The sequence below is a fragment of the Nocardia sp. NPDC057353 genome (genome assembly GCF_042667085.1).
In the GTDB taxonomy this organism is placed as follows: domain Bacteria; phylum Actinomycetota; class Actinomycetes; order Mycobacteriales; family Mycobacteriaceae; genus Nocardia.
The window spans coordinates 1-13,034 of record NZ_JBHVAK010000105.1 but is presented as its reverse complement, the minus strand read 5'-3'; the positions used below and the strand labels follow the sequence as shown (position 1 = coordinate 13,034).

12 protein-coding genes are annotated in these 13,034 nt (G+C 71.3%); 8 read left to right on the top strand and 4 right to left on the bottom strand.

The window, feature by feature from the left end; translation table 11 throughout:
• Positions 1-96: 96 nt before the first annotated feature.
• Positions 97-1,200 (bottom strand): PQQ-dependent sugar dehydrogenase, encoded by a 1,104-nt coding sequence (locus ACFUUZ_RS30665; protein ID WP_378702350.1) that lies wholly within the window; start codon positions 1,198-1,200, stop codon positions 97-99.
• 223 nt (positions 1,201-1,423) lie between these two features.
• Between ACFUUZ_RS30665 and ACFUUZ_RS30660 the strand changes: the two genes are divergently transcribed.
• A complete protein-coding gene (locus tag ACFUUZ_RS30660) occupies positions 1,424-2,179 on the top strand; it encodes a DoxX family protein (RefSeq protein ID WP_378702348.1) in 756 nt (251 codons plus the stop codon).
• Between the two features lie 49 nt (positions 2,180-2,228).
• On the opposite strand, the gene ilvD is transcribed toward ACFUUZ_RS30660, so the two are convergent.
• Positions 2,229-4,070, bottom strand: coding sequence for a dihydroxy-acid dehydratase (gene ilvD, locus ACFUUZ_RS30655; RefSeq protein ID WP_378702346.1), 1,842 nt, complete (start codon positions 4,068-4,070; stop codon positions 2,229-2,231).
• A gap of 122 nt (positions 4,071-4,192) precedes the next feature.
• Complete coding sequence (locus ACFUUZ_RS30650; protein WP_378702345.1) at positions 4,193-4,786, bottom strand: PH domain-containing protein; 594 nt, start codon at positions 4,784-4,786, stop codon at positions 4,193-4,195.
• Between the two features lie 384 nt (positions 4,787-5,170).
• Here ACFUUZ_RS30650 and ACFUUZ_RS30645 point away from each other — a divergent pair, with 384 nt between their 5' ends.
• From ACFUUZ_RS30645 to ilvC, 3 genes are read left to right on the top strand one after another with little or no spacing between them, the layout of a single operon-like run.
• A complete protein-coding gene (locus ACFUUZ_RS30645; protein ID WP_378702343.1) occupies positions 5,171-7,096 on the top strand; it encodes an acetolactate synthase large subunit in 1,926 nt (641 codons plus the stop codon).
• The gene (ilvN, locus tag ACFUUZ_RS30640) at positions 7,093-7,596 is read left to right on the top strand and encodes an acetolactate synthase small subunit (RefSeq protein WP_233019828.1); all 504 of its coding nucleotides are present in this window, start codon (positions 7,093-7,095) and stop codon (positions 7,594-7,596) included. The genes ACFUUZ_RS30645 and ilvN overlap by 4 nt, the downstream gene beginning before the upstream one ends.
• A gap of 57 nt (positions 7,597-7,653) precedes the next feature.
• On the top strand, positions 7,654-8,667 hold the full coding sequence (gene ilvC, locus ACFUUZ_RS30635; RefSeq protein WP_357027285.1) for a ketol-acid reductoisomerase: 1,014 nt from the start codon (positions 7,654-7,656) through the stop codon (positions 8,665-8,667).
• Positions 8,668-8,751: 84 nt separating this feature from the next.
• On the opposite strand, the gene ACFUUZ_RS30630 is transcribed toward ilvC, so the two are convergent.
• Entirely contained in the window at positions 8,752-9,087 is a 336-nt protein-coding gene (locus tag ACFUUZ_RS30630; RefSeq protein WP_378702341.1) for a hypothetical protein, read from the bottom strand.
• 314 nt (positions 9,088-9,401) lie between these two features.
• Here ACFUUZ_RS30630 and ACFUUZ_RS30625 point away from each other — a divergent pair, with 314 nt between their 5' ends.
• From ACFUUZ_RS30625 to ACFUUZ_RS30610, 4 genes are all read left to right on the top strand, one after another.
• A complete protein-coding gene (locus ACFUUZ_RS30625) occupies positions 9,402-10,679 on the top strand; it encodes a DUF2252 domain-containing protein (protein WP_378702352.1) in 1,278 nt (425 codons plus the stop codon).
• A 28-nt stretch (positions 10,680-10,707) separates the two neighbouring features.
• Positions 10,708-11,358: a Uma2 family endonuclease gene (locus tag ACFUUZ_RS30620; protein ID WP_378702339.1), complete on the top strand. Its 651-nt coding sequence runs from the start codon at positions 10,708-10,710 to the stop codon at positions 11,356-11,358.
• A 14-nt stretch (positions 11,359-11,372) separates the two neighbouring features.
• Positions 11,373-12,587, top strand: coding sequence for a DNA cytosine methyltransferase (locus ACFUUZ_RS30615; RefSeq protein WP_378702337.1), 1,215 nt, complete (start codon positions 11,373-11,375; stop codon positions 12,585-12,587).
• A gap of 209 nt (positions 12,588-12,796) precedes the next feature.
• Entirely contained in the window at positions 12,797-13,003 is a 207-nt protein-coding gene (locus ACFUUZ_RS30610) for a cold-shock protein (protein ID WP_011210759.1), read from the top strand.
• The last annotated feature ends 31 nt before the right edge of the window (positions 13,004-13,034 follow it).

The following is a 13,034-nucleotide window of genomic DNA, read 5'->3' as shown; positions in this document are numbered from 1 at the left end:
GGGCTGGCTCCACTTCTACAATCACCACCGAGCCCACTCCGCGATCGGAGGCCGACCACCGGTCACCCGACTGACCAACCTCCCTGGACATCACACCTAGTCCGGGCCACCTCCACCGCCGGCGGGCGGCGGGATCCGCACGACCCGATCGTCGTTCGGCCCTGGCTGCCCGCCGTCCTTGTTAACGGTCCCGACCCAGACGGCGCCGTCCGGCCCCGGCGTGGCCCCGCTGAGCCGCCCGTACTTGTCCTGGACGAAGACGGTCGGCGCCGTCGTCACCGCCCGCGACCCGGGTTCCGCCGTCACCAGCGCCAGCGCCCTGGCGTCGGTGAGCGCCACCGCGACCCCGTCGGCGGTGGTCGCGCAGCCCGCGACCCCGGGCCGATCCGGCCAGGTCCACGCGGTGATCGCGGTGTTGTCCGGCCCCAGCCGCTGCAACCGGTCCTCGGTGGCGGTGCGGTCGGTGATCCACACCCCGTCGACCGCGTCCCGGCACACGTCGCCCGCGGTGCCGATCCCGGAGAGCAGCGTCTCCGGCCGCACCCCGCCGCCGGAGCGCGGGTTGGTGATGCTCAGCACCTTGCCCGCCAGCGACCCCGGCGCCTGCGCGGCACCGGGATTCCCCGCGTCGCCGGTGAGCACGAGCAGCCGCTCCGGCGTGACGAACTCCAGCGCACCGTGGTTCCCGGTGGCGCCGCGCGGAATCCCGGTCAGGATCTCCTTGGGCGGCCCGCCCGCGGCGATCCGCACCACCCGGTTGTCCGCGGGGGTGGTGATGTAGGCGTAGATCAGCCCGTCCTCCGGGTAGGTGGGGGAGAGCACGAGGTCGTTCAGCCCGCCGTCGCCGGAGCCGTCCACCTCGATCCTGGCGACCTCCACCGCGGGCTGCTCCGGGACCACCTTCAGGATGCGCCCGGTGCGCCGCTCCGCCACCAGCGCGCCCTCGCCGATGGCGACCAGCCCGGCGGTGGGGTCGAGGCAGGTCGCGACGACCGCCGGGTCCGGGTCGATGCACGGCCCGGTCGGCCGCTGCGTCGAACTCGGCGGCTGCGTCTCGCTCGGCCCGATCTCGGCGCCGCCGAAGGTCGGCTCCGGGGTGAACGGGCTGGACGCGGAGTCGTCGAAGCGGGCGCAGCCTGCGAGCACGGTCGAAGCGAGCACCAGGCCGAGCGCCACCCGGCCGACCGCAACCACATTCATGGTTCAGACGTTACGGAAGAACTTCCCGCTACGCCGCTCCGGCCCCGAACCGGACACACCGCGGGGATCCGTCGCGCGCGCCGCCCGATCCGGCCTAGGGTGGACGGTTGTGACGGAGAAGTCGAAGGGCGCACCGGATTCCGGTGACGCAGGTCGGTCGCCGACAGGTCCCATTCCGCAGACCGGCGCCGTCGGCAATGTCGGCAGCCCCATGGATCAACACGTGACGCAGGAGTTCGCCCGCCCGAACCTGGGCAAGGAGGTCCCGCGCACCGACGACGAGCTCGGGCTCGACCCGGACGAGCTGCCCAATGCCGAGGCGCGCACCGAGATCCTGCCCACCACGGCGCCACAGCAGGCAGGCGACGACGCCGCGACCTACTCCTACGCCAGCATCCCGCCCGCCGCCAATGCCCCGACCGACCCGGACCGCCTGCGCCGCAACCGTAACGGGTACGACCGGCGCGGCACCCTCGACCTCGGGCTGTTCGTGCTCCGGCTGGTGGTCGGCGCGACCTTCGTCTACCACGGCGTGCAGAAGGCGTTCGGCTGGTTCCACGGCCCCGGCTTCGACGGCACGAAGGAGTTCCTCACCCAGGGCGGGTGGGATCAGGCCGGGGTGGCGGCGCCGCTGCTCATCGCCGCGGAGGTGGGCGGCGGGATCCTGCTCGTGCTCGGCCTGGCGACGCCGCTCGCCGCGGGCGCCGTGCTCGCCGTCATCCTCGACGCGCTCGCCTTCAAGCAGGGCATGTACCCCGGCTTCCAGTACAAGGCGGGCCCCGGCGCCGTCGAACTGGAGGCGATTCTCGCGGGCGCGACCGTCGCGGTCCTGCTCACCGGCCCCGGGCGCTGGTCGGTGGACCGCAACCGCGGCTGGGCCACCCGCCCCGGCTGGGGCTCGCTCCTCGTCCTGCTCCTCGCCGTCGCCGCGGCGGCCGTGACCTGGTGGTACCTGCACGGCGGCAACCCGCTCGCCTGACTCGGCGCCGGATCGGCACCCCCGCACCGAGGGGGTGCCGGTTCCGTTCTCACGGCACGCGCCGGACCGCGCCCTTGTCCGCCGAGGTCGCCAGCGCCGCGTACGCGCGCAGCGCCGTGGTCACCGGGCGCACCCGGTCCACCGGCTGCCACGGCCGCTCCGCGGCCTCCATCTTGGCCCGCCGCTCGGCCAGCGCCGCCTCGTCGACCAGCACCTCGAGCGTGCGGGTGGCGACGTCGATCCGGATCTGGTCCCCGTTCTGCACCAGCCCGATGACGCCGCCGCTGGCCGCCTCCGGCGAGATGTGCCCGATGGAGAGCCCGGAGGTCCCGCCGGAGAACCGCCCGTCGGTGATCAGCGCGCACTTCTTGCCGAGCCCGGCGCCCTTGAGGAAGGCGGTGGGGTGCAGCATCTCCTGCATGCCCGGCCCGCCGGAGGGCCCCTCGTAGCGCACCACGAGCACGTCACCCGGCTGGATCTGCTTGCCGAGGATCTTCGACACCGCCTCCTCCTGCGACTCGACCACCACGGCCGGGCCCTGGAAGGAGAACAGGTCCTCGTCGATCCCCGCCGTCTTGAGGATGGCGCCGTCCGGCGCGATATTGCCGCGCAGCACCACCAGCCCGCCCTCGACGGTGTAGGCGTGCTCGAGGTCACGGATGCAGCCGCCCTCGGCATCGGTGTCCAGCGACGACCAGCGGTTCTCGGTGGAGAACGGCTCGGTGGTGCGCACCCCGCCTGGCGCGGCGTGGAAGAGCTCCAGCGCCTCCGCCGACGCCTTGCCGGAGCGGATGTCCCAGGTGTCGAGCCACTCGTCGAAGCTCGCGGTGTGCACGGTGGAGACCTCCTCGTGCAGCAGCCCGGCCCGGCGCAGCTCGCCCAGGATGGCCGGGATGCCACCGGCCCGGTGCACGTCCTCCATGTGGTAGTCGGAGTTCGGCGAGACCTTGGAGAGGCAGGGCACCCGGCGGCTGATCTCGTCGATGGTGCCGAGGTCGAAGTCGATCTCGCCCTCCTGTGCCGCGGCGAGGGTGTGCAGCACGGTGTTGGTGGAGCCGCCCATGGCGACGTCCAGCGCCATGGCGTTGCGGAAGGCGTCGGCATTGGCGACGTTGCGCGGCAGCACCGCGGCGTCGTCCTCCCGGTACCAGCGGTTCGCGATGTCGACCACCACGGTGCCCGCGCGCTCGAAGAGCGCCCGGCGGGCGGCGTGCGTGGCGAGCGTGGAGCCGTTGCCGGGCAGCGCCAGCCCGAGCGCCTCGGTGAGGCAGTTCATCGAGTTGGCGGTGAACATGCCGGAGCAGGAGCCGCAGGTCGGGCAGGCGCTGCGCTCGACCTCGCCCAGCCCCTCGTCGGAGACGGCGGCGTTGGCGCTCGCCGAGATGGCGGTGATCAGGTCGGTCGGCGCCTGCGCGACCCCGCCGACCACCACCGCCTTACCGGCCTCCATCGGCCCGCCGGAGACGAAGACGGTCGGGATGTTCAGCCGCATGGCGGCGTTCAGCATGCCCGGCGTGATCTTGTCGCAGTTCGAGATGCAGACCAGCGCGTCGGCGGTGTGCGCGTTCACCATGTACTCCACCGAGTCCGCGATGATCTCGCGGCTGGGCAGCGAGTAGAGCATGCCGCCGTGGCCCATGGCGATGCCGTCGTCGACGGCGATGGTGTGGAATTCGCGCGGGACGCCACCGGCCGCCCTGACCGCGTCGGCGACGATCTCGCCGACGTTCTTGAGGTGCACGTGGCCCGGCACGAACTGGGTGTACGAGTTCGCGATGGCGACGATCGGCTTGCCGAAGTCGGAGTCGGTCATCCCGGTCGCGCGCCAGAGCGCGCGGGCGCCCGCGGCATTGCGGCCGATGGTGGTGGTGCGGGAACGAAGCGGTGGCATGGGCGTCCTCGTCTGGTCGCGGGCTGGAGCGACCGCGGCAGGCCGGTCGGAGAGAAACACGACGGCAGCACCCGCGGCGCCTCAACGGTACTCGCGCACCGGCGCCGGTCACCGCTCGCGGGTCACTCGCCCGTCGGCCGCGGCTCCGCCTCGTCCTGCGCCGCGGCGGCGCGCTCGGCCGCCGACTGCTCCCGGATCGCCTCCTCCGCCTGGGCGAAGACGTCCGGAATCCGCCCGTCGGAGGCCGCGATCAGCTCGCGCAGCCGGTCGTACCCCACCGCCGGCAGCCTGACCTCGGACCCGTCGGTGAGCCGCGCCCGCACGGCCCCGCGCTTCGGCAGCCGCACCCCGGCGACCCGCGCCCACTCCACCGACCGCGAGCCGAAGACCGTGCGCAGCTCCAGCCCCTCCGGCGTCACCGTGGTCCTGGTGCGCTCCACCCACAGCAGCACCACGATCGGCAGCAGCAGCAGCGGCCAGAGCAGGGAGGGCCAGCCGACGAAGGGGAAGAAGACGCAGAAGGTGAGGACCAGCACACCGATGTAGGCCAGCTGCGGGACCCGGATCACCCGGACGCCGGGCTCCGCGGCGCGGTGCGAACGCGGCCAGAGCAGCCAGGTCAGCACCCCGACCAGAGGGATCACCCCCCAGCGCAGCCACTGCGGCCAGTCCAGCGCGAACGCCGCCGCGAGGAACACCAGGTAGAGCACCGGCACCGCGACCGCCGCGATCCGTCTCCCGCGGCCACCCGTATCCGATCGCCCGGCGGCGATGTGGGACGATTCAGGTGGTGGCACGGACTGATGCGGTGATGACACCCCCCCATCCTCGCATTCGACCGAGCGGACTCGAGCAACCACTGTGCTCCCACATAATGGGACGGCGAGGGTCGGCTGTTTGACTCGGCGGTTCACGCGCGCTTAACGTCGAGCGCGTGAATCCAATCGAGCTTCTCGTACTCGGCCGGCGCGTCCAGCGTTGAGCACGACTCCATAGTCGATACGAAAGCTCGCGTTGCGACGCGCCACCCTCGAACAGCCATGCTGGTCGGGGGCTTTTTTGTGTTCGGGGTTCAAGACCACAAGCAGTGAGGAAAGACGGTGAGCGCACCTACCGCCAGGCCCGGGCCCTCGGCCCGCAAGCCTGCGCCTTCGGCCACTTCGCAGACACCCGTCGCGACTGCAACCGCGGCCACGCGTCGCCAGCTCCCGCCCGAGCGGGTGACCGGCGCGCAGTCCGTCGTGCGGTCGCTCGAGGAGCTCGAGGTCGACACGGCTTTCGGCATTCCCGGCGGCGCCATCCTTCCCCTCTACGACCCGCTCTTCGACTCGACCAGGGTGCGGCACGTGCTGGTCAGGCACGAGCAGGGCGCGGGGCACGCCGCCACCGGCTACGCCCAGGCCACCGGCAAGGTCGGCGTCTGCATGGCGACCTCCGGCCCCGGCGCCACCAACCTGGTGACCCCGATCGCCGACGCCCAGATGGACTCGGTGCCGATCGTCGCCATCACCGGCCAGGTCGGCCGCGGCCTGATCGGCACCGATGCCTTCCAGGAGGCCGACATCTCCGGCATCACCATGCCGGTGACCAAGCACAACTTCCTGATCACCGACGGCGCCGACATCCCGCGGATCCTCGCCGAGGCGTTCTACCTGGCCTCGTCGGGTCGTCCGGGCGCGGTGCTGGTCGACATCCCGAAGGACGTGCTGCAGGCGCAGACCACCTTCACCTGGCCACCGGAGCTGCGGCTGCCCGGGTACCGCCCGGTCACCAAGCCGCACGGCAAGCAGGTGCGCGAGGCGGCCAGGATGATCCTGGAGGCCAAGCGCCCGACGCTCTACGTGGGCGGCGGCGTGATCAAGGCCGAGGCCTCGGACAAGCTGCTGGAGCTGGCCGAGCTGACCGGCATCCCGGTGGTCACCACGCTGATGGCGCGCGGCGCCTTCCCGGACTCGCACACCCTGAACATGGGCATGCCCGGCATGCACGGCACCGTCGGCGCCGTGGCCGCGCTGCAGAAGTCCGACCTGCTCATCACGCTCGGCGCCCGCTTCGACGACCGGGTCACCGGCCAGCTGGACACCTTCGCGCCGAACGCCAGGGTCATCCACGCCGACATCGACCCGGCCGAGATCGGCAAGAACCGGCACGCCGACGTGCCGATCGTCGGCGACTGCCGCGAGGTGATCGCCGAGCTGATCGAGACGCTCAAGGCCGACCCGACCGCCTCCGGCTCCCCGCTGCTCGACCTGACCGAGTGGTGGACCTACCTGGGCGGCATCCGCGATTCCTACCCGCTGGGCTGGACCCCGCCGAGCGACGGCGCGCTCTCCCCGGAGTTCGTCATCGACACGCTGGGCAAGCTGGCGGGGCCGGACGCCATCTACTGCGCGGGCGTCGGCCAGCACCAGATGTGGGCCGCCCAGTTCATCAAGTACGAGAAGCCGCGCACCTGGCTGAACTCCGGCGGCCTCGGCACCATGGGCTACGCCGTCCCGGCGGCCATGGGCGCCAAGATGGGCGCGCCGGAGAAGGAGGTCTGGGCGGTCGACGGCGACGGCTGCTTCCAGATGACCAACCAGGAGCTCGCCACCTGCGCGGTGGAGGGCGTGCCGATCAAGGTCGCGCTGATCAACAACGGCAACCTCGGCATGGTCAGGCAGTGGCAGACGCTCTTCTACCAGGAGCGCTACTCCAACACCGACCTCGGCACGCACACCCTGCGCATCCCGGACTTCGTCAAGTTGGCCGAGGCGCTCGGCTGCCACGGCATCCGGGTGGAGCGGGAAGAGGACGTCGAGGCCGCGATCCGCGAGGCGCAGTCGATCAACGACCGGCCGGTGGTGATCGACTTCATCGTCGGCAAGGACGCCCAGGTCTGGCCGATGGTGCCCGCGGGCACCAGCAACGACGAGATCCAGGCCGCGCGCGGGATCCGCCCGCTCTTCGACGAGGACGAGCAGGCCGCCGAGCCCGCCGTGATCCACGAGGCGATGAAGCACGCGCAGAACGGACAGGAACAGTGAGCACCACGCATACGCTGAGCGTTCTGGTCGAGGACAAGCCGGGCGTGCTCGCCAGGGTCGCGAGCCTGTTCTCCCGCCGCGGCTTCAATATCGAGTCGCTCGCCGTCGGCGCCACCGAGGTGCCGGAGATCTCCCGGATGACGATCGTCGTCACCGTCGAGGACCTGCCGCTCGAGCAGGTCACCAAGCAGCTCAACAAGCTGGTGAACGTCATCAAGATCGTGGAGCAGGACCCCGACGCCTCGGTGGCCCGCGAACTGATCCTGGTGAAGGTGCGCGCCGACGCCAGTGTGCGGACCCAGGTGATCGAGGCGGTCACGCTGTTCCGCGCCAAGGTCATCGACGTCTCGCCGGACGCGCTGACCGTCGAGGCGACCGGTACCAGGTCGAAGCTCGACGCGCTGCTGCGGATGCTCGAGCCGTACGGCATCCGCGAGATCGTGCAGTCCGGTGTGGTCGCGCTCGGGCGCGGTCCGAAGTCCATCACCGCGACCCGCTAGTTCACAATCGTTCCCCGCCGCGCGGGGACTCACCGTTTCAGAAGGGACGAAACCACAGTGGCAGTCGAACTGTTCTACGACGACGACGCGGACCTCTCGATCATCCAGGGCCGGAAGGTCGCGGTCATCGGGTACGGCAGCCAGGGCCACGCGCACTCGCTGAGCCTGCGCGACTCCGGCGTCGACGTCCGGGTCGGGCTGGCCGAGGGCTCGAAGTCGCGGCCGAAGGCCGAGGAGGCCGGGCTCACCGTCGGCACCCCCGCCGAGGTGTCGGAGTGGGCCGACGTCATCATGGTGCTCGCCCCCGACACCGCGCAGGCCTCGATCTTCACCAACGACATCGAGCCGAACCTGAAGGACGGCGACGCGCTGTTCTTCGGCCACGGCCTGAACATCCACTTCGGGCTGATCAAGGCCCCGGCCTTCATCACCGTCGCCATGGTCGCCCCCAAGGGCCCCGGCCACCTGGTGCGCCGCCAGTTCGTCGACGGCAAGGGCGTGCCCGCGCTCATCGCGGTCGACCAGGACCCGAAGGGCGAGGGCCAGGCGCTGGCGCTCTCCTACGCCGCCGCCATCGGCGGTGCGCGGGCGGGCGTCATCAAGACCACGTTCAAGGAGGAGACCGAGACCGATCTCTTCGGTGAGCAGGCCGTGCTCTGCGGCGGCACCGAGGAACTGGTCAAGACCGGTTTCGAGGTCATGGTCGAGGCCGGCTACGCGCCGGAGATGGCCTACTTCGAGGTGCTGCACGAGCTGAAGCTGATCGTCGACCTCATGTACGAGGGCGGCATCGCGCGGATGAACTACTCGGTCTCCGACACCGCCGAGTTCGGTGGCTACCTCTCCGGCCCGCGGGTGATCGACGCCGACACCAAGAAGCGGATGCAGGACATCCTCAAGGACATCCAGGACGGCACCTTCGTCAAGCGTCTCGTCGCCAATGTCGAGGGCGGCAACAAGGAGCTCGAGGGGCTGCGCAAGCAGAACGCCGAGCACCCGATCGAGGTCACCGGCGCCAAGCTGCGCGGGCTGATGAGCTGGGTCGACCGGCCGATCACCGAGACCGCCTGAGTTCTCTGCACGGACAGGGCCCGGTCGCTGCGGCGACCGGGCCCTGTTTCGTCCGCGCCGGAGCCCCGCCCCCGGCCCGGCCGGTCAGCTGCTGCCGAAGGTGCCCGGCGCGACGTTGCGGGTGAACGGCTGCTGCCAGGGGTTGTTCCAGGGGTTGTTGTTCCACGGGTTGTTGTTCCACGGAGTGTTGTTCCAGGGGGCGTCGCACCGCTCCCACCAGGGGGCGTTCCGGTCCCACCAGTTGCACTGTCGCTGGAACGGGTTGAACGGGTCGTAGCGGATCTCGGTGGCGACCGGGCCAGGGGCGTGCGTCGGGGTTGCGGCGGCGGGCGCGGCGAGCGCGATCACCGGCGCGGCGGCGAGCGCGGCCGCGGCGGCCAGGCGCACCAGCGCCTTGCGGGGGGTGGTTGTCGCGAACACGGGGGTTCCTTTCGCTCCGGCGGGGAGGGTTGCCCCTCCAACCCTGCTCCCCTCACGCGGGAATAGCCAGAGTTGCTGCCCGCTTCCGGGAGGTTTTCATCCCTTCGGATGAGGTAACCCGGGTACTGCGGGTTCACTGGCTCGGGGTACCGCCGCCAGTGGTAGCCCTGTGTTCGCCAGACTCTTGCGGCCCGGTTCGGCGCGGCGGACACTGACCCGATGACAACGTCGGCTGTCTCCACCGGCTCCGCCAACCCGAACGGTCACCCGGCACCGGCCCCGAAGCGACTGCGCCGCCCGTCCCGCGCTCGGCGCTGGGGGAGTGGTCGCCGCCCGCCGACCGCGCGGATCCCGTCGCCATCCTGCAGCAGCAGGCCGCCACCCGCGTCCCCGAACTGGTCCCCATCCGGTACGCCCGCATGGTGAGCGGGATGTTCCCGTTCCTCCGCGGCGCCCCCGCCGTCATGGCCGCGGACCTGGCGGCGAGCGAGCACACCGGCCTCACCGTGCAGCTCTGCGGCGACGCCCACCCGGTCAACTTCGGCCTCTTCGCCTCGCCGGAGCGCTCCCTCGTCTTCGACCTCAACGACTTCGACGAGACCCTGCCCGGACCGTTCGAATGGGACGTCAAGCGCTTGACCGCGGGGCTCGCCGTTGCCGCCCGCGCCAACGGCCTCGACGACGCCTGCGCCGTCCGCTGCGCCGAGTCGGCCGCCACCGCCTACCGCACCGCCATGCGCGAATACGCCGCCATGGACGGGCTCTCGGTGTGGTACCAGCGCACCGACGCCGAGGCGGCCGCCGCGCTCATCCGCAAACCGGCCCGCCGCCGCCGCGTCGAACGCACCCTCGACGCCGCCCGCGCCCGCACCACGCTGCAGGCCGTCGGCAAACTCACCGAGCCGGGGCCGGACGGCCCGCGCATCCGGCACCGCCCGCCGCTGCTCGTCCCGATCGAGCAGATCGACGCCGACGCCGTCACCGCCGTCTTCACCGCCTACCGCGATTCGCTCCCCGAGGAGCGCCAGGTGCTGCTCGACCGCTACCGGGTGGTCGACGCGGCGCGCAAGGTGGTCGGGGTCGGCAGCGTCGGCACCCGCTGCTTCATCGTCCTGCTCGCCGACCGCGACACCGGCGACCCGCTCTTCCTGCAGGTGAAGGAGGCCGAGCAGTCGGTGCTCGCGGCGCACCTGGCGCCGAGCGCGCACCGGCACCAGGGTCGGCGGGTGGTGCACGGCCAGCGGGTCATCCAGTCCACGGCGGACATCTTCCTCGGCTGGTGCACCGGGCCGGAGGGGCGTTTCTTCTACTGGCGGCAGCTGCGGGACATGAAGGGCTCGGCCGACGTCGACACCATGAGCTCCGGCGTCCTCCGCGCCTACGCCGAGCTTTGCGGCCGCACCCTCGCCCGCGCCCACGCCCGCTCCGGTGACCGCGTCGCGATCGCTGCCTACCTCGGCAGCTCGGACGTCTTCGACCGCGCCATGGGCCGTTTCGCGCTGTCCTACGCCGACCAGACCATCGTCGACCACCAGCGGCTGGTGGACGCCATCGCCTCCGGCGAGGTGACGGCAGCCGAGAAAGGTTGGTAGCTCGGCGCTTCGACTTACGATTGGTCACATGGCCGTGCCGAATACCGAGCTTACGGACCTCCCCGAATTCATGACCTGGGAGGAACTCGAACAGCTGCCCGACGAGATCGCCGACCGGATCGAGCTCTGGGAGGGGCGCGTGGTCTGGGTGCGCCGCGGCCCCAAGGAGCATCAGCGATTCACCGCTCGCGCGCGCCACGCCCTCGAGCGCTGCGCCCGCAAGAGCATGTCCGATCAGCCGGAATCGTGCTGGGAGGTCGATTTCGAGACCAATGTCTTCTTGGGCACGACGGGTAAGAACGACTTTCTTACTCCCGATTTCCTCGTCTACCGCGGCCTCGGATCCTTCCAGGATGTCCGCGCCGCCGACACTCTCCTGGTCGGCGAGGTGCTGTCGCCGTCGAAGACGCAATCCGACATGGAGTCCAAGAAGGCCCGCTATGCCGGTGCGGGCATCCCGTGGTACTGGGAGATAACGCTCGCGCGCACCGAGAGTGCCATCGCCACCGTGCGCGCCTACGCCCTGGAGACCGGCCACGGTGTTCTTCCGGCCGGAGTGCGTCCGCTCCGCCCCGCGAACTACCTCGTAGCGGGTGAATGGACCGCGTCCGACGAGGACGGCATCCGGATCGAGTTCCCGTTCCCCATCGACATCCCCTGGTCCGAGTTGGCGTACTGACTACGCTCGGGCGAATGTCGTCGAGCAGTGACCTCTCCTACGATGCCGTCCCGCCCGAGCAGGTCCGGATGATCGACCTGTTCGCGGGGCCGGGGGGACTGGATGTCGCGGCGCGCTGGCTGGGGATCCCGGCGGTGGGGATCGAGTGGGATCGGGACGCCTGCCTGACCCGGGTGGCGGCGAAGCTCGGGACCAGGCACGCCGATGTGCGCGACCTCGCGCTGCTGCACCGATTCCCCGAGGCCGAGATCCTGACCGGCGGCCCACCCTGCCAGACCTTCTCGGTCGCGGGCTCGGGCGCGGGGCGGCGGGCGCTCGATCAGGTGCTGCACTTCGTCGAGCGCATGTGCGCAGGCATCGATATCGGCGCCGAGGTCGATGCCCTGGACGACCCGCGAACGGGGTTGATCCTGCAGCCGCTGCGGTGGGCGCTGGCGGCGGGCGCGGCGGGGCGGCCGTTCCGCACCATCGTGCTGGAGCAGGTCCCGACCGTGCTGCCGGTCTGGCGAGCGATCGGGGCGGCACTGGAGCAACACGGGTACCTGACCGACGTCGACGTGCTCCGCACCGAACAGTTCGGCGTGCCGCAGACCCGCCGCCGCGCGATCCTGGTGGCCCGCCTCGACGGCGCGGCGCTCCTCCCGGCGGCGACCCACCGCCCGTACAGCAAGCGGACGCCGCGCGACCAGGGCAGCGCCGCCCACCTGCCGTGGGAGACGATGGCGCGCGCCCTCCCCGAGCGGCACGCGCCGTTCTCGGTGGTCTCGAACTACGGGACCGGCGGCAACCCGAAGCTGCGCGGGCGGCGCGCGTCGAGCGAGCCCTCGGCCACGGTGACGAGCAAGGTCGGCCGGAACCGCGTGCTGCGGGACGGCGAGGACCAGCCCCGGTTCAGCCCCGGGGAGGCCGGGCGGCTGCAGACCTTCCCGCTCGACTACCCGTGGCGCGGAGCGGACCGGTATCAGCAGGTGGGCAATGCCATTCCGCCGCGGCTCGGCGCGCACATCCTGGCCGCCGCGGTGTTCGGCGGGAGGCCGCGCGGGTCGGAGTTGGACCGGGCGGTGGACCGCTCCTGGTTCGACGTGGCGGAGGGCGGGCACATCGTCGGCCTCGAGGAATTCGCCGCTCCCCGCGCGGTGCCCGCGCGCGTGAATCAGCCCGGGCTGTGGGAAACCGGCCTCGTGGCCGCCGGGGCGCCGCGCGCCGTTGCCGGAAATTCTCAGGAATGACCGGGGCTGCCATATTCCCGGCATCGCGCGCCGCTTCCGCCGCCGCGGATGCCCCGGCAGCAGCACCGATATCACTCGATGCCACGTCATCTACCTCACACTTCCACCCTCCTTTCCAGGTGGAGGAATCCCGGGACACCTGGCAAGGTGGAGTACGAGACCAGGAGTTGCACCAGAAGTTTCCTGGCTCGTCTACAGGAAAGTATGAAATGGCTCAAGGCATTGTGAAGTGGTTCAACAGCGAGAAGGGCTTCGGCTTCATCGCACAGGACGGCGGGGGCCCCGACGTCTTCGTGCACTACTCGGCTGTGAGCGGCAGCGGCTTCCGCTCCCTCGACGAGGGGCAGCGGGTGGAGTTCGAGATCGGGCAGGGCCAGAAGGGCCCGCAGGCGCAGGACGTGCGCGTCGTCGCCTGATCCTCGATCGGACTTCGCGGCGGCCCCGTAC